The sequence below is a fragment of the Ekhidna sp. genome, from assembly GCF_965247405.1.
Taxonomy (GTDB): Bacteria; Bacteroidota; Bacteroidia; order Cytophagales; family Cyclobacteriaceae; genus Ekhidna.
The window spans coordinates 3,764,715-3,787,772 of record NZ_OZ252014.1; the positions used below are offsets into that span (position 1 = coordinate 3,764,715).

At 40.5% G+C, this 23,058-nt stretch carries 26 protein-coding genes; 3 read left to right on the forward strand and 23 right to left on the reverse strand.

The genetic code is table 11. From position 1 onward, the window contains the following. Positions 1-128 precede the first annotated feature (128 nt). From ACP14Y_RS17335 to apaG, 9 genes are all read right to left on the reverse strand, one after another. Complete coding sequence (locus ACP14Y_RS17335) at positions 129-2,138, reverse strand: thioredoxin domain-containing protein (protein ID WP_424964160.1); 2,010 nt, start codon at positions 2,136-2,138, stop codon at positions 129-131. Positions 2,139-2,197: 59 nt separating this feature from the next. Beyond that, entirely contained in the window at positions 2,198-3,082 is an 885-nt protein-coding gene (locus tag ACP14Y_RS17340; RefSeq protein WP_424964447.1) for a GSCFA domain-containing protein, read from the reverse strand. Positions 3,083-3,178: 96 nt separating this feature from the next. After that, positions 3,179-4,111 carry an endonuclease/exonuclease/phosphatase family protein gene (locus tag ACP14Y_RS17345; RefSeq protein ID WP_424964161.1) on the reverse strand — a complete coding sequence of 311 codons (933 nt, stop codon included), beginning with the start codon at positions 4,109-4,111 and terminating at the stop codon, positions 3,179-3,181. A gap of 68 nt (positions 4,112-4,179) precedes the next feature. Beyond that, positions 4,180-4,623, reverse strand: coding sequence for a 50S ribosomal protein L9 (gene rplI / locus ACP14Y_RS17350; RefSeq protein ID WP_424964162.1), 444 nt, complete (start codon positions 4,621-4,623; stop codon positions 4,180-4,182). Positions 4,624-4,631: 8 nt separating this feature from the next. Next, a complete protein-coding gene (gene rpsR, locus ACP14Y_RS17355) occupies positions 4,632-4,883 on the reverse strand; it encodes a 30S ribosomal protein S18 (RefSeq protein WP_349567461.1) in 252 nt (83 codons plus the stop codon). Further along, entirely contained in the window at positions 4,880-5,242 is a 363-nt protein-coding gene (gene rpsF, locus ACP14Y_RS17360) for a 30S ribosomal protein S6 (RefSeq protein ID WP_424964163.1), read from the reverse strand. The genes rpsR and rpsF overlap by 4 nt, the downstream gene beginning before the upstream one ends. Before the next feature lie 135 nt (positions 5,243-5,377). Then, a complete protein-coding gene (locus tag ACP14Y_RS17365; protein ID WP_424964164.1) occupies positions 5,378-6,307 on the reverse strand; it encodes a coiled-coil domain-containing protein in 930 nt (309 codons plus the stop codon). A 45-nt stretch (positions 6,308-6,352) separates the two neighbouring features. Next, positions 6,353-7,126 (reverse strand): class I SAM-dependent methyltransferase, encoded by a 774-nt coding sequence (locus ACP14Y_RS17370; RefSeq protein WP_424964165.1) that lies wholly within the window; start codon positions 7,124-7,126, stop codon positions 6,353-6,355. A 3-nt stretch (positions 7,127-7,129) separates the two neighbouring features. Beyond that, positions 7,130-7,516, reverse strand: coding sequence for a Co2+/Mg2+ efflux protein ApaG (gene apaG, locus ACP14Y_RS17375; RefSeq protein WP_349567453.1), 387 nt, complete (start codon positions 7,514-7,516; stop codon positions 7,130-7,132). Positions 7,517-7,579: 63 nt separating this feature from the next. On the opposite strand from apaG, the gene ung reads away from it, so the two are divergent. Together ung and ACP14Y_RS17385 are read left to right on the forward strand one after the other, a co-directional pair. After that, positions 7,580-8,242, forward strand: a complete 663-nt coding sequence (ung, locus tag ACP14Y_RS17380; RefSeq protein ID WP_424964166.1) for a uracil-DNA glycosylase — start codon at positions 7,580-7,582, stop codon at positions 8,240-8,242. A 66-nt stretch (positions 8,243-8,308) separates the two neighbouring features. Next, a complete protein-coding gene (locus tag ACP14Y_RS17385; RefSeq protein WP_424964167.1) occupies positions 8,309-9,772 on the forward strand; it encodes a S41 family peptidase in 1,464 nt (487 codons plus the stop codon). Positions 9,773-9,915: 143 nt separating this feature from the next. Here ACP14Y_RS17385 and lepB read toward each other — a convergent pair whose 3' ends face one another. The 13 genes from lepB to ACP14Y_RS17450 all read right to left on the reverse strand — a co-directional run bounded on the left by lepB (position 9,916) and on the right by ACP14Y_RS17450 (position 21,446). Continuing rightward, a complete protein-coding gene (gene lepB, locus ACP14Y_RS17390) occupies positions 9,916-11,370 on the reverse strand; it encodes a signal peptidase I (protein WP_424964168.1) in 1,455 nt (484 codons plus the stop codon). 4 nt (positions 11,371-11,374) lie between these two features. Then, complete coding sequence (dapB, locus tag ACP14Y_RS17395; RefSeq protein ID WP_424964169.1) at positions 11,375-12,085, reverse strand: 4-hydroxy-tetrahydrodipicolinate reductase; 711 nt, start codon at positions 12,083-12,085, stop codon at positions 11,375-11,377. 3 nt (positions 12,086-12,088) lie between these two features. Continuing rightward, the gene (locus ACP14Y_RS17400; protein ID WP_424964170.1) at positions 12,089-12,667 is read right to left on the reverse strand and encodes a DUF5683 domain-containing protein; all 579 of its coding nucleotides are present in this window, start codon (positions 12,665-12,667) and stop codon (positions 12,089-12,091) included. 58 nt (positions 12,668-12,725) lie between these two features. After that, positions 12,726-13,619: a ParB/RepB/Spo0J family partition protein gene (locus ACP14Y_RS17405; protein WP_424964171.1), complete on the reverse strand. Its 894-nt coding sequence runs from the start codon at positions 13,617-13,619 to the stop codon at positions 12,726-12,728. A 7-nt stretch (positions 13,620-13,626) separates the two neighbouring features. Beyond that, positions 13,627-14,403, reverse strand: a complete 777-nt coding sequence (locus ACP14Y_RS17410; protein ID WP_424964172.1) for a ParA family protein — start codon at positions 14,401-14,403, stop codon at positions 13,627-13,629. Positions 14,404-14,560: 157 nt separating this feature from the next. Then, positions 14,561-14,983 carry a type II toxin-antitoxin system VapC family toxin gene (locus ACP14Y_RS17415; RefSeq protein WP_424964173.1) on the reverse strand — a complete coding sequence of 141 codons (423 nt, stop codon included), beginning with the start codon at positions 14,981-14,983 and terminating at the stop codon, positions 14,561-14,563. Beyond that, positions 14,980-15,231: a DUF6364 family protein gene (locus ACP14Y_RS17420; RefSeq protein ID WP_424964174.1), complete on the reverse strand. Its 252-nt coding sequence runs from the start codon at positions 15,229-15,231 to the stop codon at positions 14,980-14,982. Before ACP14Y_RS17420 ends, ACP14Y_RS17415 begins: the two co-directional genes overlap by 4 nt. Before the next feature lie 106 nt (positions 15,232-15,337). Then, positions 15,338-17,155: a membrane protein insertase YidC gene (gene yidC / locus ACP14Y_RS17425; protein ID WP_424964175.1), complete on the reverse strand. Its 1,818-nt coding sequence runs from the start codon at positions 17,153-17,155 to the stop codon at positions 15,338-15,340. A 10-nt stretch (positions 17,156-17,165) separates the two neighbouring features. Further along, entirely contained in the window at positions 17,166-18,785 is a 1,620-nt protein-coding gene (locus ACP14Y_RS17430; RefSeq protein ID WP_424964176.1) for a CTP synthase, read from the reverse strand. Positions 18,786-18,850: 65 nt separating this feature from the next. Beyond that, positions 18,851-19,951, reverse strand: a complete 1,101-nt coding sequence (locus tag ACP14Y_RS17435) for a hypothetical protein (protein ID WP_424964177.1) — start codon at positions 19,949-19,951, stop codon at positions 18,851-18,853. A gap of 18 nt (positions 19,952-19,969) precedes the next feature. Further along, positions 19,970-20,446: a hypothetical protein gene (locus tag ACP14Y_RS17440; protein WP_424964178.1), complete on the reverse strand. Its 477-nt coding sequence runs from the start codon at positions 20,444-20,446 to the stop codon at positions 19,970-19,972. A gap of 2 nt (positions 20,447-20,448) precedes the next feature. After that, positions 20,449-20,874, reverse strand: a complete 426-nt coding sequence (locus tag ACP14Y_RS17445; protein WP_424964179.1) for a hypothetical protein — start codon at positions 20,872-20,874, stop codon at positions 20,449-20,451. 35 nt (positions 20,875-20,909) lie between these two features. After that, the gene (locus tag ACP14Y_RS17450) at positions 20,910-21,446 is read right to left on the reverse strand and encodes an RNA polymerase sigma factor (protein ID WP_424964180.1); all 537 of its coding nucleotides are present in this window, start codon (positions 21,444-21,446) and stop codon (positions 20,910-20,912) included. Positions 21,447-21,581: 135 nt separating this feature from the next. Between ACP14Y_RS17450 and ACP14Y_RS17455 the strand changes: the two genes are divergently transcribed. Next, entirely contained in the window at positions 21,582-22,031 is a 450-nt protein-coding gene (locus tag ACP14Y_RS17455; protein WP_424964181.1) for a MarR family winged helix-turn-helix transcriptional regulator, read from the forward strand. Here the strand turns inward: ACP14Y_RS17455 and ACP14Y_RS17460 are convergent. After that, complete coding sequence (locus ACP14Y_RS17460) at positions 22,020-22,937, reverse strand: universal stress protein (RefSeq protein ID WP_424964182.1); 918 nt, start codon at positions 22,935-22,937, stop codon at positions 22,020-22,022. The genes ACP14Y_RS17455 and ACP14Y_RS17460 overlap by 12 nt on opposite strands. Positions 22,938-23,058 lie beyond the last annotated feature (121 nt).

Genomic DNA, 23,058 nt, shown 5'->3' on the forward strand with positions numbered 1-23,058 from the left:
ATAATCTTTTTAAATTCAGACATACTCAAAAGCCTTGTTTTTTCGTATTTGAATTTAAGATAGTCCTTTAATACCTCAGCTTTCTTTTTTCGAAAGGCTAGATTACTCATGTCCATTTCATTTCTAATTTAATTCATTTGAGCCAGAGCATCAGTTACACTTGTTACGGGTCTTTTGCATGATTTATCGTAGCAGACATAGATCGTAGTTTCTCCATTCATGGCTGATTTATGCTGGAATGGAGGCTTGTCTGATTCATTGATTGTTCCTGAAATAACCTTTGCCGGAAGAAACTGCTTGTTGATTTCATTCACATATTGTTTTGTCTTCGGCCCAACTACAATCACCTCCTCGAACTTATTTGAAACCTCAAGAGCCAACATTCCCCAATTGCTTAAATATTCGGGCTCAGTAACGATTAACTCTTTTACCTGAGCCAAAATGGATTTTCCTTTTTTGATCATCTCATCATCATAAAAATGAGTACCAAGGTGAATCAGGTTCCATGCCATGATGGAATTGGAGGAAGGAATAACATTGTCAAATAGCTCCTTCTTTCTGGCGATTAGGGCAGAGTTTTCATCACTGGTAAAGAAGTACAGTTTTTCGCTTTCGTCGTAAAACATCTCTTCCACACGTTGGGTAAGGGTTTGAGCTAATTCGAGATATTCGCTATCAAGTGTGGTTTCGTAGTACTTGATAAACGATTGAATGACAGCTGCATAGTCTTCCATAAACCCTTCCATGTTTTTATCCGGGAAACGGTTGAGCTTACCGTCTTTGATCAGCTGCGTTTTGATGAAAGTTGCATTCTTTTGAGCCAATTCGAGGATGCTTGAACCTTGCAATGCCTGGTATGCTTCACTTAAACCGTATAGCGTCAATCCATTCCATCCGGCTATGATTTTATAGTCCAATCCTGGTCTGACACGGTCTTCTCGTTTTGCCAGGGCTGCTTTTTTAAAAGCTGATATCTTTTGATTGAATTGGTCTTCGGAAAATCCGAACTCACTCATCAGTTCTTTTTCTTCTTTGACTACTCGCAACGCATTCTTTCCTTCCCAGTTTCCTTCTTTCTGCACATCGTAATAAGTGGTTATTAGCGCAGCGTCTGCACCCGCCAACTCCGTAATGTCCTCATATGTCCACACATAAAATTTTCCTTCTTCGCCTTCACTGTCCGCATCCAGGGCAGAGTAGAAGCCTCCGGAATCATCCAGCATTTCACGCTCCAGCCAGGTAACTGTTTCTTCAATGGTTTGCCTGAACTTTGGATTCTTCGTCAGTTTATATCCGCTGGCATAGAGACTCATAAGCTGACCATTGTCATAAAGCATTTTTTCAAAGTGGGGGACGTGCCATTCTTCATCTGTACTGTATCTCGCAAATCCTCCGCCTACATGATCATAAATGCCACCATCAGCGATTTTTTCCAATGTAAATTCAAGATGATTTAGCGCATCTTCATTTTTCGTTTGGTGATAATAAGTGGCCAGAAACTGCCAAACAGAAGGCATGGGAAACTTTGGTGATTTTTTAATTCCTCCGTCTACCCGATCAAATTTTTTTGCAAGATTTTGAAATGCTTCGCTTATTTCATTTTCCGATAAAGTGTAGTCGGTTCCTTCCAGCTTGTACTTCTCAGACTCTTTTGCCTGAAGATTTTGAGTGAAGGCTTCTGCAGATTCATTGATCTTCTTTCTGTTTTTTTCAAAAGCTTCATTGATGCTGGTTAAAAGATTAATCCACCCTTGTTTAGGGAAATAAGTACCTCCATAAAAGGGTTTTTGATCGGGCGTGAGGAATACATTTAGGGGCCAGCCACCTTGTAATCCCATGGCATGAACCGCCTCCATATAGACTTGATCTACATCGGGTCGTTCCTCTCGATCTACTTTGATATTGATGAAGTGTTCGTTCATGATGCTAGCGACCGCAGTATCTTCAAAAGACTCTTTTTCCATGACATGGCACCAATGACAGCTGGAATAGCCGATACTCACTAATATTGGCTTATCCTCCTTTTTAGCCTGCTCCAGTGCCTCTTCACTCCATTCCTGCCAGTTCACCGGATTGTGAGCGTGTTGAAGCAAATATGGACTGGTAGAGTTTATCAGGTTGTTGGTGTATTCGTGCATATCTTGATTTTTTGTTGATTGACAGGCTAAAATGAAAACAAAGACAACAAACACCTGCTTCATATAATCTGTCTTTTTACTTGTTCGATCTCAACGCTGACATCTACTTTTTCATTCAGTTTTTCCAGTTTCTTCAAAGTGGTCTTCAAAAATGATTGATGAGCTAGAGAGCGTGATTGAAAAGGTCGGTGGCTGATCGCAGACTGCATCTGTTGCCATTCTGTTAAGAACTTGACTGTCTCCTCGTCGCAGTAGGTATCAACAAACTGATTCCATATATATTTAGTCGCTTCATCAGATGGATGTATCATATCTTCGGCGTAAAACCGATAATCTCTTAACTCATCGATGAGCATTTCGTACGAAGGGAAGTAGCTGACATTTTCGTTTTGATTCACTATTTGGTGAATTGAATCTATAAGGATCGCCTTGCTTCTGTTGTTTTCAATCAAACCATCTCTGATGTGCCTAACCGGACTTACAGTGAAGATGATTTTAATACCCGCATTGATGTCTTTTAAGTAAGCATGTAATGTCTCAAATTGATGGATAATCTCTTTTTGATTTAGAAATCGCTTTTTGAAATGTTTTGCTGGAATCTTGTGGCAGTTAGCAACGATCTTCTCGTTCTCGATTTCATAGACAATTGCTGTTCCCAATGTAATGATCAACCACTTTGCATGCTTTAGGCAAGTCTGACATTCATCCATTTTCTCTGCAAAATATCCCACGACTTCCTGGTCTTTCAGTCCGGAAATCTCTCCATGCGTATCCCAATGATAGTGTACTCCCTGGCTTTCGATCGTATCATCAGCATTAGCTTCATTATTAAGCAATTTGAAGATTGAATGAGGATTGTAGATGGTTCCGAATGGATTGCTCAAAGCCTTAAATTTTGATTGCGAAAGCTTATTGCCAATCTTACTAGAAAAACAGGATCCCATCAAAAGGATGGAATCCTTAATGTTGATTTTATCCTCAGATTTAGGTATGTCGAAATTGAGCTTAAACAAAACTATTCCTTTGTTCAAAAGTAGCGATTACTCATCTGCCATCAAGGAAACCATGACAGGACGATGATCGGACACTTCGGTCAGATAGTTCGTTATACAGTCATCGAGTCGGATAGTGCTTGATTGTGTAAGGTTATCACATAATTCATTGCTGATCAAGAAATGATCAATGTGGCTGGGGCAGTAGGAAGCTCCGGTACATGGATAGCTGTAATCATCTCCTGATCCATCATAAATGGGGTAGTCGGCAAAAACGAAATTATCGATATCCATGAGAAAATTGGTGAAAGATGAGCCGGTATCAAAGTCTTCATTCCAATCACCTAGGATGATCACTTCTTCATCAGGGTAATTATCATCCACATAGGATTTCAGTTTTTCACTGGCATCTTTTCTACGGTCCTCCGATCCATCACAACATTTTAGATGGATATTAATCAGTTTAACCGTAAGCCCATTTGCATGTGTGATGTCTACTTCAACAGGTTCTCTTGGGAAGGGACTCGTTTGACCGTCAAACAATTCAATTGGAGAACCAAAATTTATTATTTCACTTGATTTGTAAATATATCCCAGTTCGATCCCGCCTCGCACATCATAAGAGATTCCTTCATAGCCATCGAGTGAATTAATAAGTGCATTGAAAGCATCCACGTCATCTATTTCCTGAATAGCGTATATGTCAGCATTCAGATTACGAATGATATCGGCTACCAATTCCAAGGTATTTGATTGCATGGGGAAGGTTTCGATGTTCCATGTCACTACATCCAGGTTTTCAGCAGTGAGCTCCGGTGTGCATTGCACTGCTGCCGCCAGAAAATCATCACCAGCGCAATTGATGGTATACTCAATGGGTTCTTCCTCTTCCTCTGGTTCTGGGATGGCCGCAGGGGAGTCGTCTTCATTTTTACAAGCACATAAAATGAACAAGTAGAATATAAAAAGAGAGGCTTTCATAATACAAAATTCAATAAAAAACCCTGAATCTCACGACCCAGGGTTTCTATATCTAAGAATTAAAATGCTTATTCTGCTACCACCTTGATTGTAACCGGGTGGTGAACCTCTTTGTGAAGGTCAAGGGTGGCAGTGTATTCACCTAATTCCTTGATCTTTTGCTCAAAAGAAATTCTTTTTCTGTCTACCTCGTGTCCTTTGGCTGCTAAAGCTTCAGATACTTGAAGCGGAGTAATTGCTCCAAAGATTTTTCCTTTCTCTCCAGCTTTGGTTTTGATTTCCAAAGAAACGTCTCCAATCTTTTTTGCTATTTCCTCAGCATCTTTTTTAGCTTTTTCTGCCTTATGAGCTGCCTGACGAATATTTTCCTCGATCATCTTCTTGTTGGAAGAGCTCGCGATAATCGCCATACCTCTTGGGATCAGGTAGTTTCTGCCATAGCCAGGCTTTACATCAACCGTATCGTTTTTGTAGCCTAGTCCTTGTATATCTTCTCTTAGTATTACTTCCATGTCAGTACTTATTTAAGGGAATCTCCAACATATGGCATCAACGCCAGGTGTCTCGATCGTTTGATCGCCTGGGCTACCTTTCTTTGGTACTTTAAGCTGGTACCAGTAATTCTTCGAGGAAGGATCTTACCTTGCTCATTTACAAACTTTAGCAAGAAGTCAGGATCTTTATAATCGATGTACTTGATTCCATTCTTCTTGAATCGGCAGTACTTTTCCTTCTTCTGCTCTCTGTTTATTGGTTCGTTCTGTAATGTCATTTGGCTGCCTCCTTTTCTTTCTTCTTATTGAATTCGCCTTTCTTTCTTCGCTCGTTATAAATAACAGCGTGCTTGTCTAGCGTAGTAGTGAGAAATCTCATCACTGCTTCGTCTCTCCTGTATTCTGTCTCTAGCTTAGCAATTAGTTCAGGTTCTGCTCGGAATTCAAACAGCTGATAAAACCCGGTGGTTTTATGCTGGATAGGGTAGGCAAGCTTGCGCAATCCCCAGTTCTCTTCGTTAACAAGCTCTGCGCCGTTATCAGTAAGAACTTTCTTGAATTTTCCGACAGTATCCTTCATCTGAGCTTCAGACAAAACGGGAGTCAAAATGAATACCGTCTCGTAATTCTTCATCATGTTGTAAATAAGTTAAGAACTAATGTTTTAAAAATGAGGTGCAAAATTAGGTAATAGCTAACAAAAATCAACTATTGATGAGAAATCTTTAGTCAACAGTCGACTGTCGAAGGAAAAAACTGTTGACTTAAGAGTTTACTTCACCATAAAGCTGCCCTTACCCATCAGGTAGTCATCGGTATATACTTCAACCTTGTGCTGACCTACTGCATAATCACTGCCTTTAGTATACAGAAATGTAACCAGTTGGCTGTTTCGGTCATACAGGATTTCTTGCTTGGCCGTATAAAACATCTCCCTGTTCTCAAATGTGAATGAGCCGGATCCTCTTGTTACATCAAAAAGGACATTCCCATCAGGCGCTGTTACTCGCAGCAAAAGTTCTTTTCCTTCAATAGGAGCAATCTCATTTTCCACAACAGTGAATTGAATTTTGAGTTGCTCAATATGTCGGTTGCGGTATTCGCCACCATCTCGTTCTTTACCACGATCGTTAATAGCGTTAATAATCATACCATCAATCTGAAGACGAGATGCGAAAGCTACTTTGCTTGCCAACTCTTCTTTATTCTTTTCCAGTTCTTGCAAGGTTTGATTCAGCTCGTTCTTCTCAACCTTCAAAGTAGTGTTTTCTTCAGACAGCTGTTCGTTGAGCACTTTGAGTTGTTTTATCTCTTCATCTTTGATTAGGAGCAATTCTTTATAACCATCCACACGGTTGTTTAGCCGGGTGATTCTTCCTCTTTGATACTCAGCATCCACCAATAGCTGCTTTTTGTCAGCTTCAAGCTGAGCTTTCAATGTTTCCAATGTATCTATTTCTCCACCCAACTCCTTAATGGTTTGTATCCGAATGTCAAGTTCGTTAGAAATAGAGTCCAGCTTCAGGTATGTATCAGATATTTCTTTTTGCTGCCTGGCCCGCTCATCCTCCAACTGCTGGTTTTGATAATAAAAAAATACTACCGCTACCAAAAGCAAGAAGGTAACGACAATAAAGATTGGCGTCCGATTCTTCTTCGGTTTCATGTAGTCAGGTTGTTCTGCAGATTTATTGTTTTCCATTCTTAAGTTGAATTACGGGGGCAAAAGTAGGAAAATGCACCCGCTTTAAAAATGTAACGTAAAATGCTGCTTCGGCATTTCGATTTTCGTAAAAATTAGTCCGGCCTGAAAGAGGTCAACAGTAAGGTTGAATCGGGTGTCTGATACGATCTGTGTCCACGCGTTACTCATGTCGGATGACCAATAGATATCATGAATGACAATGCATTTGATGTTTTTGCTGTGAGCCATTATTGATTCGACACAGAAAAGCACTGCATCCAAACGATGATCTGCATCAATGAAACACAATTCTGGTTGTTCTTTAATAATCTGATGTTCAAGTACATCTTGTACTGTTCCCTGTTTAATTTCGATTTTGTGCTGAAGCAGTTTTGAGAATTGCTTTTCAGCGATGGATGAAACGATGGGGGAGGCCTCAACGGATAATACACGATTAACTTTTTCAGGCCCTGCCATATAGAGCGTATTTATTCCAAAAGATGTCCCTGTTTCCATAACTCGTTCTACTTTCATCCACTCAATGAGTTTGAATAGAAAAGCAGAAAACTGAGGGGTACTTAAAGAGGTTTTGGCAATGGAACTAATCGTTTTGCGGTAATGGGTATGTGTTTTTAAATCGTATAGATCAATGATTGTATGATTAGTTGTTAGCTCTTTCCTTAATTTCTCAACGTTTTTGAGGCGAAACTTTCTGGCCGGTTTGATTACCTGATTGTACAAATCAAAGAGAAATGGAGAGTGTAGTGCATGCGGTCCAACAGCATTGTATTGATACTTCAAATAGTTTTGAAGTCTGAACAAAATATTGGATTTCAAACCTTAGTTGAGTTTGAAGGGAACTACCATCAAAAATTCAGGAATTTCAACATTGAAAAGGCGACCATCCACAATTCGCTCCATGATATAATATCCCTTCATTTTTCCAATACCTGAACGAAGATTACACCCCGATACATACTGGTGTATTTCACCAGGTTCGAGTACGGGCTGCTTGCCTACTACACCTTCACCATCTACTTCATGTTTCGGGTGCGCAGCATCCAGTATATCCCAGTGACGTGCTTTGAGTTGAACAGTATTTGAGGAGTTGTTTTCAATAGTGATCCGATAAGTAAACACAAAGTGCTCATTTGCCGGTTGCGAATGCTCCGGCTGGTAGTTGGTTTCTACTGAAACTTTTATGCCCTTTGTAACTCCAGTGATCATATCTTGGCGGACAATTTAATAGAATTTGAATTTAATTTACCAAGAACAGTACGAAGAAAATTTATGGACGTAAAAATCGAGCAGAGCTGGAAAAAGCTATTGGAGCCTGAATTTGAGAAAGCATATTTTAAGGAACTGGTCTCTTTCGTTAAAGCTGAATATATCACTAAACAGGTTTTTCCTCCCGGATCATTGATTTTTAATGCATTTGATCATTGTCCATTCAATGAAGTAAAAGTGGTGATCGTAGGTCAGGATCCATATCATGGACCTGGCCAGGCAAACGGACTTTGCTTCTCGGTTGCGGATGGAGTGAGACATCCTCCTTCGCTTCAAAATATTTTTAAGGAAATTCAGAATGACCTTAAACAACCTATTCCGGAATCCGGCAATTTAGAAAGATGGGCTGATCAAGGGGTTCTTTTGCTTAATGCGACATTAACTGTTGAAGCAAGAAAAGCAGGATCTCATCAAAATAAAGGGTGGGAACAGTTTACGGATGAGGTACTACGAGTGGTATCCGATGAAAAGGAAAATGTGGTTTTTCTTTTATGGGGAGCTTATGCACAAAAGAAAGGTACTCTTGTGAATGGAGACAAACATTTAATTTTGAAAGCACCCCACCCATCTCCATTTTCTGCCCATTCAGGATTTTTTGGATGTAAACACTTTTCCAAGACCAACCAATACCTGTCATCTAAGGGTCTTACACCAATAAGTTGGTAATTTTGTATTAGTGATTAAATGAGAAATAGCCGGGCGCTATTCTTTTTGTGAGTGATTAAAAAATATATGAGAGTAGTTAAGTTAATCGTGGTTTTAGTCATTTCTGGTATCTGGCTAAACGGATGTGGGAATGGAAATGGTTTGACCATTGGTGAGCCGCTAGAAAATGAAGTGAATGAATTCGTATGGTCTGCCATGAATGTATTTTACTATTGGCAGGCAGACGTTCCAAATCTATCAGATTCTAAGAATGATTTTTCGCTAAATTCATTTCTAAATTCCTACAGTACACCTGAATCTCTTTTTGATGACTTATTATATGAAGATGATCGGTTTTCATGGATTGTCAATGATTATGAAGAGCTAGAAGCCTCATTTCAGGGAGTATCCAAATCATTTGGTTATGATTTAGGGTTGGTACGCATCTCCAGTGAAAGCGATGATTTAATGGCCTACATAAAATACGTTGTGCCTGGAGGTCCTGCAGAGGATGCAGGACTGAAAAGAGGAGATATCTTCACTCAGGTCAATGGTGCACAGCTCACTGTAGACAACTATATCTCCACACTGTTTCAAAGCACCAGCTATACATTGACGCTTGCAACTATTCAGGATAACACTATTTCACAAACAGATCAGGAAGTTAGCCTGACAGCAGAGGAGCTATCAGAAAATCCAATCCTTTTGTCGGAAGTGTTAGAAGTTGATGGAGTAAAGGTTGGGTACTTGATGTACAATCAGTTTATCAATAACAATGCCTACCATGAAGAACTGAATAATGCAATTGGCTCATTTAATTCAGCGGGCATCTCAGATATTGTTTTAGACCTCAGATACAATGGGGGTGGATCGCTTTTGACCTCTCGCATACTTGCCTCCATGCTTTATGGTAATGCATCTTCAAATGACGTCCTCGGTTCGATTATCTATAATAATAAGCTTGCAGAATTCAATAATGACTTGTCATTTTTAACATCCGTTCCGGTTTTTGATAGTGGAGGCGAACAAACATCTTCACTGCAGATGAATCGATTGAATCTGAATCGGATTTTTATATTAACCAGCGGGAGTAGTGCTTCAGCTTCTGAATTCATCATTGCAGGATTACAACCGTATATGGATGTTACCCTAATCGGTACTACAACAGTTGGTAAAAATGTTGGGTCGGTAACATTGTATGATTCAGATGATTATTTGAAATCTGGTGCACTTAATCCCAATCATAAATATGCGATTCAACCAATCATAAGCCAGTTAGCTAATTCTGTTGGTTTTACTGATTATATTGATGGATTTGATCCTGATATTGAAGTGAATGAAGTGGACTACCTTGAAGACTTAAAACCACTGGGTGATCCCTCAGAGCCATTGCTGGCGGAGGCTTTAGGGGTAATAACAGGAGTGGCCAGGATAGAACGTCCTCGCGATTCTGGTATGGAGGTCATCAGAATTGCACCTAAACAAACAGAAACAATATTGCTTGATGATGAAAACGTTCCGAAATTCATCAATTCATTGATGCTTGATTAATGAGCCATCACCTCGAACATTTCTACAAATCAGATAACGAAAAAAAGGCACTCCTTCCGGGGTGCCTTGCTTTGTTTATTTTCTTAGCCCTTGGCTTTGGATTCTTTATTGGACTTTTCTATTTGGTCCATTGGATATCTTGATTATTCTATTCCGTCGAATAGGCGACTCCATCTTACTTTGTTAAAGAAGCTACCGTTCGTATTCCATGACATCCAGATAAATGAGGCCTCACCAACAATGTTATCCTCTGGCACAAATCCCCAATAACGAGAATCATCAGATGCATGACGATTGTCTCCCATCATGAAATAGTAGTCTTTCAAAAAGGTGTACTCAGCCACTTCCTCACCATTGATCATTAATTTGTCAATATCAATCTCTACAGAATCATGACCCTCATAGTTAGTGATCGTAGACCCGTACATCGCAAGGTTTTCTTCATTTACGTCAATAGTCATTCCTCTAGCTGGCACAGTCAATGGGCCAAAGAAGTCTCTATTCCATGGGAAGTACCTGGCATCCGGGAAGATGTTTTGCTCCGATCGATCTTCAGGAATTAGTTGCAGCGTTACGCTTTCTACAAATGACAATTTTTCGAATCCCTCAGCAACAGAAGAAGGCATTAAAACAGAATAACCCTCTGGATAGCGAGTCACGCTATTGTATGGGTTGATGTTATAGTTTTCAAAAACACGCTCTCGAATGGATTCATTAGTGCGAACGAAATATTCATGTTGCATCAAAGGAGGATTTTCCTGTTCTTCACCATTTACATACACCTGAGTAGCTTTTATTTCGATGGTTTCACCTGCAATAGCCACACATCTTTTGATATAATGTGTTTTCAGATCCATTGGATGGTACTCGCCACTTCTCCGCTGGTTGTAGTGATCGTTCACAGGATAGTTAAAAACCACCACATCATTTCTTTCTACTTTACCTAAAGAGGGCAACCTCAGGCTAGGCAATGAAACACCCGGAACGTAGGAAGGAATATCTGTTCCCCAGATCGTTTGGTGAGTCAATGGTACCTGCAGAGGTGTTTGAGGAGTTCTTGGGCCGTATTCTGCTTTGCTTACAAAAAGAAAGTCACCCACCAACAATGAACGCTCCATCGATCCGGTAGGGATCACATAAGCCTCCATAAAAATCCATCTAACGAAAGTCGCACAGAAAACCGCAAACACGATTGCTTCAAACCATTCCTTACCGAAAGACTTCTTAGGCTTAGGCATTTCAGTAGCCTTTCCTAAATAAGTTGTATCTGTCCAGGCGATGTAGTTCATGTATATAGGAGCGAAGACAACTCCTAAAACCTGATCCAGGTAGGTATACTTTCCAAATGACTTCATTAAATCCAGGTGCATAGTAAGACCAACAAAAAAGTTGATTACCGGCACAAAGAGTAGAAGCACCCACCATTTTGGACGTCCAACAAGTTCCAGGTGAATGTAATAATTCCAAATAGGCACAAACCCTTTCCAGCCTTCTTTACCAGCCTTCTCAAAAAACTTGTAGTAGGCTGTGCCTTGTAAAACGTACCAAAGTATCAGGAACGTAATGACAAAAACTGGGTTAAAATCGTGAAAGTACATATGGTTAGTTATCGTTTATAAAGTCTGACATGGTGAAAATTCCTTTTTTCTTTTGAATCCACTCTGCCACTTTCACTGCACCTTCTGCGAAAACACTTCGATCATGTGCTGTGTGAGTGATGTCTATGGATTCTAAAGGAGACGAATAGCTTACGGTATGTGTGCCTGGCACGTTGGGTATTCGCTCGGAAACTATTCCTAATTTTTTATTGTCGGCAGATTTTTCGTTTATCCAACCTTCAAAGTAAGGGTGAGAGGCAATGATTCCCTCTGCCAGGGTGATGGCTGTACCACTTGGACTATCTTTTTTCTCGGTGTGATGGATTTCCTTCATGGATGGCGTGAAGTCAAGCTGAGCCATTTTTTCAGCCAGCCATTTATTGAGCTCAAAAAAGAGATTCACCCCAATGCTGAAATTGGAGGCATAAAGAAATGTTCCGCCTTTTTCCTTGCATAGGCACTCAATTTCCTGAAGTCGATCAATCCATCCGGTTGTTCCGGATATAACAGGGATGTTGTTATCAATACAATAGGAGAGGTTTTCAAATGCCGATTCTGGTTGAGTGAATTCAATGGCCACATCAACATCGGCTTGTGCTAACAAGTCTAGGTCATCCGAAGAATGAACGATGCAGGAAATTGAATGATCTGCCCTCAGAGCAATTTGCTCGATGGCTTTCCCCATTTTCCCATATCCGATCAATGCTATGTTCATTAGCTAAAATTTCAATACAAATGAAACTCCTACAGCCTGCGAAAATAATGGAGTTGATTGAATAGAAGGCTCAATACCCAAAGCAAGTTTATCATTGACTTTGAATTCTTCCAGGTGAGCAGAAACGTGCGCATCCACTATTTGCAAGATGTAAAAAACCGTACCGGTTATGATCAACATGTCTCGGTTTCTTCGAAATACATCCCTATTTCTTACCAATGCGGTTTCACTTTGAATGATTGAGGCATATGGGTTGGTTTGTCCACTAGCAGTCAAGAGTGCTGCATTTCTAAGACCATGATAGACATTGTTGTTATAATTGATGAAATGAGCAAAAGTGAGCACGCCTGCCCATACGATTGGCACTTTCCAGTACTGTTTATTGTAAATCTGGCCACCCCCCGGAAAAATGGCTGATAGTAGGGCAGCTCGCTGAGGATCCAGGCTGGAAACCTCTTCGAAGAGTTCTGCATCTTCATCCACGTTTACGAATGTAGAGTCATCTATCAGGATAGGTTTATCCTGAGACACAGCGGATAAAGCAAAGTAGGTGAATGCAAAAACAAATAAGAGTCTTTTCATCATGGGCGATTGCTTCGCAAAGTTCGCGCCTAAACCTGAATATTACGTTGATTTTTCTTTAAATGTCCAAAATCTCCAGAATCCTGTTCAAATCTTCTGTGGAGGTATAAGGAATCTTAATCTCACCTTTATCCTGACCGTTTGATTTAATAGCGATTTTTGATCCGAAATGGGTAGACAGCTTGCTCTGCAGCTTTTTGATTTCAGGATCTACTTTGGTTGCCTCCTTGGATGGGTTTTCCTCTTTCTTGCCTTTGGCTCTTACCAGTTCTTCCACCTTTCGAACAGAAAGATCATTTTTCACAATCTGTTTGAAGATGTCCAGCTGTAAGGACACATCATCAATAGAGATCAATGCTCTGGCATGACCCATGCTTAGTTTGCCATCCCGTAAAGCCACCTGGATGTCAGGTGGAAGTTTGAGCAATCGTAGGTAGTTGGTGACCGTGCTTCGGTTTTTACCTACACGATCACCCAGCTCTTCCTGCTTTAAGTCACACTCTGCCAAGAGTCTTTGATAGCTCAATGCTATCTCAATAGCATTCAGGTTTTCTCGCTGAATGTTTTCGATCAGCGCCATTTCCAGCATCTGTTGATCATCTGCCAGTCGGATATATGCCGGAATGGTCTTTAAACCAGCTTTTTTGCTGGCCTGCAGTCTTCGCTCACCGGAGATGAGCTGGAATTCTTTTTCACTGAGCGCACGGACAGTGATCGGTTGAATAATGCCTTGTACTTTAATTGATTCAGCAAGATCATTTAATGCTTCCTCATCAAAATCTGATCGGGGCTGCCATGGGTTAGTCTCGATCTTCGAGAGTTCTATTTCGTTAATGGCTCCTTTGGGAGTAGCTCCAGACCCACTGATTTTTTCCTTCTCTCCCGAATCTTCCAGAAGGGCACCAAGTCCTCTTCCAAGTCCGGATCTTTTTTTGAATTTACTCTCTGCCATGTTCTCTTCAGGCTGCTTTTACTTCGTTTCTTTGCAAAATTTCTTTGGCCAGATTTAGGTAGCTGATGGATCCTTTGCTATCAGCATCGTGCGTGATGGCTGGCATACCGAATCCCGGGGATTCACTAAGCTTGATGTTTCTAGGAATCATGGTACTGAATACAAGCGACTCAAAATGCATCTTGACCTCTTCCACTACCTGATTGGCCAGGTTTAATCTCACATCATACATGGTCAATAGAATTCCCTCTATTTCCAGATCAGGGTTGAGCCTTGTTTGGATGATTTTGATCGTATTTAGCAATTTACCCAGTCCTTCCAATGCAAAGTACTCACACTGAACTGGTACAATGACTGAATCTGAAGCGGTAAGTGCATTAATCGTGATCAATCCCAGGGAAGGAGAGCAATCAATAATGATGAAATCATATTCATCTCTTATCTCTGCTAAGGCCTGCTTCATCTTCTCTTCACGCTCCTCGATGTTCACCATCTCTACCTCAGCACCTACTAAATCAATGTGAGAGGGTAGGAGATCAAGAAATTTGATTTGGGTTTCGACAATGCTCTCTTTCGCACTTGCTCCGTCCACCATGCATTCATAGATACTCACTTCTACGCCTTTAGGATCTACCCCAACACCAGATGTAGCGTTCGCCTGTGGATCCGCATCCACAATCAGGGTTTTGAACTCAAGAGCGGCAAGGCTTGCAGCCAGGTTAATGGCTGATGTGGTTTTGCCAACTCCTCCTTTTTGATTTGCTATAGAAATGATCTTACCCATATAAATTTTTATTTCTGATGTGATGTTAGGTAGTGTAAAGAACACAAATATATCCAACCTGCTCTCAAGATAATCATGTTGTGAATAACTTGTGTAAAAAAGAAAAACCTTGATTTAATTACGTAGAGCTAAGGTTTTTAGTGCGTTTATCAACAATCTATTTTTCAAACACATGATGATTCAGGAATGATTTACAATCTAAGACTTCCATTTCAGAGAAGTAAAAGTCATGAAGGTCTTCAGTCACGATGCATGAGCAGCCTGACTCTATTGCTGCATAGTATTGAAAACCGTCTTCCAGATCATTGATTTTTGAATTATCAATGGCTTTACTCACCGCACTTTCCGTAATGACGGCCAAGTTGATCATCTCTTTTAGGATAGCTATTTTCTTCCTGGCAGCTTTTGTTCCACTTTTTTTTGAAGAGAAGTAAAATGCAATTGCAAGGCACAAACTAGATGTATACAAGTCAAATTTGCATGATTCGGCTAAACTTAAAACCCGGGAAGAATAAGTGAAGACAGGGTATTCTTTATTCAGTGTGGCTACAAGTATGTTTGCATCTAGAAAAACCTTCACTTTTTACGACTTTCGTAAAAGGAGTTTTTTACTGATTTGGTGGATTTCTTATATTCAATCTCACCTTCTGCGACTTGGTGTACCCAGTCTGCAACGGGTAATTCTTCTAAAGATTTGTAAGTATCAGAATCAAGCTGGCTATAAAGAAACTGGGTAAGTCTGGACAGACTAATGTTATGCCTTTCAGCAAATCTCTTAGCAGATTCAATTGCTTTTTGATCAAAACTCAAAGTAACCTTAGCATCCATCCTAAAAAGTAAGTTTATACGTCAAAAATAAAATAAGTTTACGTAAAAAAGAAAAACCTTGATTCAATTGCGTAGAACCAAGGTTTTCAGTGTGGTTATCAATGATCTATTTTTTCTTTTTCTTATTCTTCTGTGCCTCCTGACTTGCTTTCATCGCATCTTCCAGTCTTTGCTGGAATTTAGATTTCTTCTTATTCGAATTCTTTTTCTTATTCTCCTGCAGCACACGGTGTATCTTATCCTCATCAATAACCTTACGAAACAAGACGGTCTGACCAAAAGTCACCATGTTAGAAACGAAGTAATAGAACGTTAATCCGGATGCGTAGCTGTTCAAGACGAATAAGAACATAATTGGCATCATGTACTGAAGGGTTTTCATTGGTCCCTGTACCGTAGTGATCTGACTATTACTCCAGGTGTAAAGGATTGTAGACAATGTCATCAGCAAGGTGAATAAACTCACGTGATCACCGTAGAATGGGATTTCGAAAGGTAGGTTCAATACACTGTCATAGGTAGACAAGTCATGCGCCCACAGGAATGCCTGCTGTCTTAATTCTACCGCATTAGGGAAGAAGAAAAACAACGAGAACAGAATCGGCATCTGAAGCAACATAGGAATACAACCACTTACCGGGTTAATACCTACCTGTTGGTAAAGCTTCATTTGCTCCTGCTGAGCCTTCTGCATGTCCCCATCATGCTTGGCTTTGATTTCATCCAACTCCGGTTTCATCGCTCGCATCTTGGCCATGGACATGTGAGATTTCCAGGTAAGTGGAGCCAGAATGATTCGAATGACAATTACCACTAGCAGAATGATGATTCCGTAATTGGAGAAGAATCGCTCCAGGAAGTGGAAAATAGGAATGATGAGGTATTTATTAACCAATGGTAACGGACCCCAACCCATGTCCAAATTCTCTTCAAAATCCGGTGCTACTTTTTTAAGGACTCTGTAATTGTTTGGGCCAAAGAAGTACCTAGCTTTGAAGTTATTTGCAAAATCCGAATATGGGATCAGCATCTGCATGGAAAGGTTTTTCACCGAAGTGGTATCGCCAAAGTCCACGGTCTGACTCACATAACCGGACTTGAATGCAGAATTAGCGATAATAGCAGCAGTAAAGAATTTTTGCTTGAAAGAAACCCACTTTATCTGGCTTCCTAACGTTTCATCTTCAAACTCTGAAGACCGCTCGGCCAGCTCATCATAGTCACCATCAGCCAAGAGATAGCGAACGTTGCTGTTATAACGTCCATCTTCAAGATTCTCTTCCGCGCGGTTGATGGCATGATTCCAGTTGTACTTGACGTCCGTTGGATTCAAAACGGTGTTTAGGTTTTTACTTTCAATGCTGTAAGCCAGCTGAAATCCCGTAGGTGGCAGCAAGTATTTCTGTATCAACGAGAAGGTGCCGTTTGTAAGTACATAAGAAATCTGTATAGTGTCACCGAATGTTTTTACAGAAGGCACAAAAGTCAATTCCGAAAGGTTGATCGTTTTTCCATTGTGGTCCACGATCATATCCGCTTTGGATTTAGTTCCATCCATCAGCACCAATGGATTTCCCATGTAGTCTTTGTGATTTTTCAGAACTACATCTTTGATCCTTCCCCCCGTGTTGGTGAAAGTGACGATAATTTCATCGTTTTCGATGGTCTTAGTAGATTCTTCTTTAACCGCGGCAAAAGCGAATGCTCCATATTGCTGGTTATTTAAGGACACCTGAACTGAATCAGGCACTGTTGGCATTACGGTCATTGTGTCTGCAGGGGCTGCTTCCTCAACTATTTCAGATACCGGCTCTTCCTGTGTGGTTAATTCTTCGGCAGGAGCAGGGTCCGGAGCGAACCATGTAAAATAAACCGCCAATAAGGCGAACATTAGGATTAGTCCTGTAAATTGATTTCTATCCATTTAGTTAGAATTATGCCTCTTGACTTTTCTTAAGGTCAAGTGACGCTTTAATAAATTTCACAAAAAGAGGATGTGGGTCCATCACGGTTGACTTTAATTCCGGATGATACTGCGTTCCCACAAACCATGGATGATCTTTGATTTCCATGATCTCTACCAGGTTCGTTTCCGGATTGATCCCTGTTGCAGTCATTCCACCGTTTTCATAGTCCTCTAAATACTTGTTGTTAAACTCGTATCTGTGACGGTGGCGTTCCATGATTCTCTTGGATCCATAGGCTGCATATGCCTTGCTTCCCTTTTTGAGCTCGCAAACATACGCCCCAAGTCTCATGGTTCCACCCATATCTTTAATGTTTTTCTGACTTTCCATCAGATCAATAACCGGGTAGGAGGTCTTGGTCATCTCCGTACTATTGGCTTTTTTCTTGCCTAACACATTTCTGGCAAACTCAATTACGGCGCATTGCATACCCAGGCAAATGCCGAAAAACGGCACTTTATTTTCCCGTGCGTATTGTACCGCATAAATCTTACCTTCTATGCCCCGCTCTCCAAATCCGGGAGCAACTAAAATTCCATCCAGGCCTCTGAGTTCTTTCTCTACATTGTCCCCGTCCAACTCTTCTGCGTGAATCCACTTAAGATTTACTTTGCATTCATTCGCCGCTCCTGCATGAACAAAGGATTCCACAATTGACTTGTAGGCATCCTGAAGCTCCACATATTTCCCAACTAATCCAATGTTTACTGAATCGGTCGGGTTTTTAAGTCGTCCCAGGAATTCTTTCCATTTGTCAATCTTCGGCTCCTTTTTGTAAGGCATCTTGAACTTCGTAAGTACTCGCTCATCCAGCTTTTCCTTACGCATCAAAATGGGCACATCATAGATAGTAGGAGCATCCAGTGCCTCGATTACTGAATTGATTGGCACATTGCAGAACAATGCCAGTTTCTTTCTGATTTCCTGAGTGATGGGATACTCAGATCGGCAAACAAGAATGTCCGGCTGAATCCCTGCCTCCAACAGCTCCTTCACAGAATGTTGTGTTGGCTTGGTTTTCAATTCACCAGAAGCTTTTAGGTATGGGATTAGTGTGAGGTGAATAGCAATGCTATTGGTAGGTCCTAATTCAAAGCGAGCCTGACGCACCGCTTCAATGAATGGGAGTGATTCGATATCACCGACACACCCACCGATCTCCGTGATGACCACATCATATTTTCCGGTTTCACCCAGTTTATAGATGTTGTTTTTTATTTCATCAGTGATGTGTGGGATTACCTGAACGGTTTTACCTAAAAATTCTCCTTGTCGTTCCTTTTGGATGACATTGTAGTATATCCGACCGGTGGTTACATTGTTAGCCTGGGAAGTTTCAATGCTCAGAAATCGCTCATAATGCCCCAAATCCAGATCGGTTTCAGCGCCATCATTGGTCACATAGCATTCCCCATGTTCGTATGGATTGAGCGTACCCGGATCAATATTGATGTATGGGTCAAATTTTTGTATAGTTACGGATAAGCCTCTGGCTTGTAGTAGTTTACCAAGAGAAGCAGCGATGATTCCTTTTCCGAGGGATGATGTTACACCGCCCGTAACAAAGATGTATTTCGTTTTAGACATGAAGAGCGTTTCCTATTTCTTGTTACGGGACGCAAAGGTAGGATTTAATTCCTTACTGGCGCTGATTATTTGAAGGGAATACGATAAGAAATTGAAGCACCAAAGTATCCGATAGGGTCTACATCAATAAACTCTCCTGGCAGTTGCACAGGAATGCTATATGTATAGCTAACCATGAAATACCACCGATCGGTAGAAAGTGAGAGTGGGAGAGTAAATGAATAGTTTAGGATACCGAATTCATTTGCACCTACATATTCTGTTACTTCATATCCTTCATTTACGATTTGTTGAAGTGCTTGCTGATCTTGTGAAGAAAGATCCGATGAAAACCTGAGGTCAGTTAAGAGTTGGTTTCGAACTTCTTCTGATATTGTTCCATTTCTGTATGCTCTGATGATCAGAATTCCCACATATTTTTTCTGCTCACCAGTCAAGTTTGCGAAAGTTGTTAATCGCTGAATGCGTGCTGCGTTTTGATCACTGATCTGGCGGTTGCTGATTCTTAATTGGGTGATGTCACTGTTGCCTATCATCATGTTTACGGTAGGGTATAGTGTGATACTTTTAAAAACCCACCATTTACCTAAATTGATATTGCCAGATAGAGTGGTGATAATTCTGTTTGCCGTCTCATCTCCAAAAAGAAAAGAATAGTCAACTGAAGCAAAGCCCCACTTGAAGTCATAGCTTAGTGAGCCTCCAATTGAATATGTGAGTGGATTTTCAGAGGAGTCCTTCGGATTATAAAACCATTTTTCAGCATCAATGGAATAGCTCCATTTTGGATTTTGAAATGCACCCAAATAGCCTCCAGATAAAATGGTTGGATTGTAATTGGGTTCTACTCCACTGTTCCAGTAGCCTGCCAAATCACCGTAAAATCCGGATTTGTGATAATAGGATATACCGGGTGATATCCCGGATTGACTGATGTTATAATCACGGCCGGCACTGGTCACGTTGGTGGTATATCCAAATCTAATATTCAATTCACTGGATGGATTAATATCCAAAGTAAACAGACTATCGATGAGGTTAAAGATGGATAAAGAGTCCATCTCTTCTTCAATGGCCTTTAGCTGCTCAGCGTAACTCATTGTATCCTGCGAAAAAGAAGGGGAAGCAATGATGAGCAGCACCGCTATGGTGACTGTTCGACGCATCAGGTAGGTAGGTTGGGTTTAGTTGCGTCGGTCGTTTAATCTTCCGTCATTCCTTCGCTGCTTCTGTCTTTTCATCTGTTCTGCACGTATTCTCCTTAGCAGCATTTCCTTGAAGTCATTTTCGGCTTTTCTTAAGTTATTAAGCTGGCGTGTTGTAATTACTTTCAAAATCCGATTTGAATACTCACGCTCCAGTTTCAGCTGGCGCTCTTTTACCTGGTTTGCCATCTCCAGCATCTTCTTATTCTCTTCTTCAGATGCTTTGTTAGGATCGAAGTTTCTTCTTGCCTGATCAAAATCGCGTCGGATATCCTGACGTTGTTTGCCGAATTCACGGTATATCGGCCAAAATTTTTCTGCTTGTGCCGGTGTTAATTCCAGGCGCTCGGTGATCAAGGCAATCTTAGCCGCCTCAATCTTTTCTAAGGCCTCCGGGCTCTGGGAGAATCCCCCAAAAACAGCTGCTATTGCGGCTATAAATAAAATTCGTTTCATATCTATAAATATTCGTCTTCTAAATCATATTCCAATAGTACATCATCAATGGCATCCTCCTCCAGGTCTATACCATCCAGAATATTGGCATCCTCTTTATCAAAGATTTCCATGTCTTCATCAAATGCACTAGCAATTTCATATTCATCAAGCTCCATCAGCTCCAGATAAGCAACTAGCTCATCTTGTGAGATTTCTGCTAACATATCTTCAGGGGATGGACCATTGTTGTATAAAACAAAAACAAAAGTGACAACCAAGGCAATGGATGCAGCCAGGGCTAAGCCCCATTTGGGGGTAAACTGTTGTCTCGTCACTGGCTTTTCAGAATCAACCCGCTTTTGAATTCTCATCGGCAAACCCTCAAAATACCCTTCTGGTACTTTAAATACCTCTTTTTTGTCTATATCGTCCAGTTTATGTTTCATTACGTATTCTTTAGATGTCGTTTCTTCTTGAAGGTTTAATCCTCATTGATAAAATCTTCAATTTTTTTCACTGCATGATGATAGTTCGCTTTGAGTGCCCCAATAGAGGTTCCTGTAATTTCTGCAATATCTGAGAACTTCATATCATCAAAGTATTTCATGTTAAACACCATTCGTTGTTTATCTGGAAGTCTCAAAAGTGCCTTTTGCAACTTCATCTGAACCTCATCACCGCTAGGTTCAACACTGCTGATAAGCTTTTCTGTCAGCTCTCCCTCCAGATCGTGAATGGGCATGAAAAAGCGTCTTTTTTTTCTTTTCAGGAAGTTCAGGCACTCATTCGTTGCTATTCGATAAATCCAGGTGTAAATCTTTGAGTCTTCCCTGAACTTTCCGAGATTCTTCCAAACTTTCACAAAGATTTCCTGAACGAGATCATCCGCATCATCATGGTCAATCACCATTTTTCTTACGTGCCAGTATACCCTCTCCTGATACTCTCGCACCAACAGATTAAATCCGTAACTACGGGTTTCCTCTTCCCGGATCTTCGCTATGATCTGTTCTTCCAAATTGTTTTCAGGTGGATTCCCAACTTAGATGATAAAGTTAATCGAAGGTTTAAATTCGCATTGAAATTATTTGATTTCGCAACTTGTTAGTTAAAATGTTGTTACATTTAATGTAATTGTATTTAATTTGATTTTATGGGTATAGCAGAAGATATCAAGCAGGAGACCTTTAAAAGTGAGTACGCTAAAGCGATTATCAATATTATTTTTTCCAGCGCATGGTTGCAGCAGCAACACCTTCAACTTTTCAAGTCTAATGGACTTACAACCCCTCAATATAATATCTTAAGAATACTGAGAGGTCAGCACCCTAAGCCAGCCACTGTTAATTTATTGATTGAAAGGATGTTGGACAAGAGCTCAAATGCTTCAAGGATAGTAGATAAACTTGAGCAAAAAGGACTGGTAAAAAGAAGTCAATGCAAGAATGACCGCCGTGCAGTAGATGTATACATTACTGACGTGGGGCTTAGATTGCTGAAAGAAATGGATGTGAGGATGGATGAATGGGAAAATACCAACAACAAACTTTCTGAAAAAGAAGCTGATACCCTCAATACGCTACTAGATAAATTAAGAAGTTAGTTCGTCCTTCAGCGTTTCAATAATTCCTGCAATTGCGCCTTTCTTGCGAATAATCATCAACGGGATAGCGTCATTCATTCTGATCATTCGTTCTGCTTTGCTACCTATGAATAGGGCAGAGGTGGTGGTTCTACCTTTAGCGCCCATCACGATTAGATCTATATTCTTCTTTTTCGCCTCCTTGATCACCAGGTCCACGATCTTTCCGTCTTTATCTAAAGAACACACTGGAATTAATTCCTGCGAATTTTTTTCCACCTTTTTGATTAACACCTCCAAGTCTTTACTGGCATGACCCTTCATGATCTCTGCGAATTCCTGATAAGTTTTGCCAGAATAGCGATAGCTTGAAGGAACTTGATAAACATTCTGAAGGTATATTTTTGATTTCAACTTCTCGGTGAACATTAATGTACGCTTTAGCGAAAGTGAAGAATAATCAGAAAAATCTACAGGAATAAAAATCTTATCAAATTTTAGATCTGATCCCTGAGGGATGATCAGCATGTTGCACGGAGACCGTCTTGCCACCCGGGTACTAAGTACCGAGTCGCTCACCTTTTTCTTACCAAGAATGATTAAATCAGACTTGATTTCATCAGCAGCCCTTAAGATTTCTTTGGTTTCACCACCCTGACGTACCATGATTTTGGTTGGTACATCACATTTAAAATGTTTGTCAATTAGACCCTTTATTTCCTCTTTTCTTTCATCCAGCGCTCGGTTCATCAAATGAGGAAATTCCTTTAATACAGCCTCAGGCATGTTGAACTCACGAATCACATTTAGAAAGGTGATCTGAGTAGTGCCGGCAATCTTGCTAATGCTGCAGGCATTTTCAATGAGCTCCTGATCCATATCTGTATGATCAAGGCAGACGATTATTTTTTTAAGTGGTGCGATCAACGTTTTGGGTGTTTATTTAAATGCAAAGGTATGGTTCAATATTATTTTGACCATGATATAAATCTTAAAATCAAAATATTTTTTATAAAAAATATCATGTTTAAGAATAATACTCGGAATG

Bases quoted from the DNA above. Each gene is read 5' to 3' on its own strand.
- lepB (WP_424964168.1), bottom strand. From the start codon at position 11,370: ATGTACTTTCACGATTTTAACCCAGTTTTTGTCATTACGTTCCTGATA.
- ACP14Y_RS17385 (WP_424964167.1), top strand. From the start codon at position 8,309: ATGAGAGTAGTTAAGTTAATCGTGGTTTTAGTCATTTCTGGTATCTGG.
- ACP14Y_RS17410 (WP_424964172.1), bottom strand. From the start codon at position 14,403: ATGGGTAAGATCATTTCTATAGCAAATCAAAAAGGAGGAGTTGGCAAA.
- ACP14Y_RS17340 (WP_424964447.1), bottom strand. From the start codon at position 3,082: ATGGGATCCTGTTTTTCTAGTAAGATTGGCAATAAGCTTTCGCAATCA.
- ACP14Y_RS17420 (WP_424964174.1), bottom strand. From the start codon at position 15,231: ATGGATGCTAAGGTTACTTTGAGTTTTGATCAAAAAGCAATTGAATCT.
- ACP14Y_RS17405 (WP_424964171.1), bottom strand. From the start codon at position 13,619: ATGGCAGAGAGTAAATTCAAAAAAAGATCCGGACTTGGAAGAGGACTT.
- ung (WP_424964166.1), top strand. From the start codon at position 7,580: ATGGACGTAAAAATCGAGCAGAGCTGGAAAAAGCTATTGGAGCCTGAA.
- rpsR (WP_349567461.1), bottom strand. From the start codon at position 4,883: ATGACATTACAGAACGAACCAATAAACAGAGAGCAGAAGAAGGAAAAG.
- ACP14Y_RS17445 (WP_424964179.1), bottom strand. From the start codon at position 20,874: ATGAAACATAAACTGGACGATATAGACAAAAAAGAGGTATTTAAAGTA.
- rpsF (WP_424964163.1), bottom strand. From the start codon at position 5,242: ATGATGAAGAATTACGAGACGGTATTCATTTTGACTCCCGTTTTGTCT.
- yidC (WP_424964175.1), bottom strand. From the start codon at position 17,155: ATGGATAGAAATCAATTTACAGGACTAATCCTAATGTTCGCCTTATTG.
- ACP14Y_RS17455 (WP_424964181.1), top strand. From the start codon at position 21,582: ATGGGTATAGCAGAAGATATCAAGCAGGAGACCTTTAAAAGTGAGTAC.
- ACP14Y_RS17435 (WP_424964177.1), bottom strand. From the start codon at position 19,951: ATGCGTCGAACAGTCACCATAGCGGTGCTGCTCATCATTGCTTCCCCT.
- ACP14Y_RS17440 (WP_424964178.1), bottom strand. From the start codon at position 20,446: ATGAAACGAATTTTATTTATAGCCGCAATAGCAGCTGTTTTTGGGGGA.
- ACP14Y_RS17365 (WP_424964164.1), bottom strand. From the start codon at position 6,307: ATGGAAAACAATAAATCTGCAGAACAACCTGACTACATGAAACCGAAG.
- ACP14Y_RS17345 (WP_424964161.1), bottom strand. From the start codon at position 4,111: ATGAAAGCCTCTCTTTTTATATTCTACTTGTTCATTTTATGTGCTTGT.
- ACP14Y_RS17335 (WP_424964160.1), bottom strand. From the start codon at position 2,138: ATGCACGAATACACCAACAACCTGATAAACTCTACCAGTCCATATTTG.
- rplI (WP_424964162.1), bottom strand. From the start codon at position 4,623: ATGGAAGTAATACTAAGAGAAGATATACAAGGACTAGGCTACAAAAAC.
- apaG (WP_349567453.1), bottom strand. From the start codon at position 7,516: ATGATCACTGGAGTTACAAAGGGCATAAAAGTTTCAGTAGAAACCAAC.
- dapB (WP_424964169.1), bottom strand. From the start codon at position 12,085: ATGAACATAGCATTGATCGGATATGGGAAAATGGGGAAAGCCATCGAG.
- ACP14Y_RS17430 (WP_424964176.1), bottom strand. From the start codon at position 18,785: ATGTCTAAAACGAAATACATCTTTGTTACGGGCGGTGTAACATCATCC.
- ACP14Y_RS17400 (WP_424964170.1), bottom strand. From the start codon at position 12,667: ATGAAAAGACTCTTATTTGTTTTTGCATTCACCTACTTTGCTTTATCC.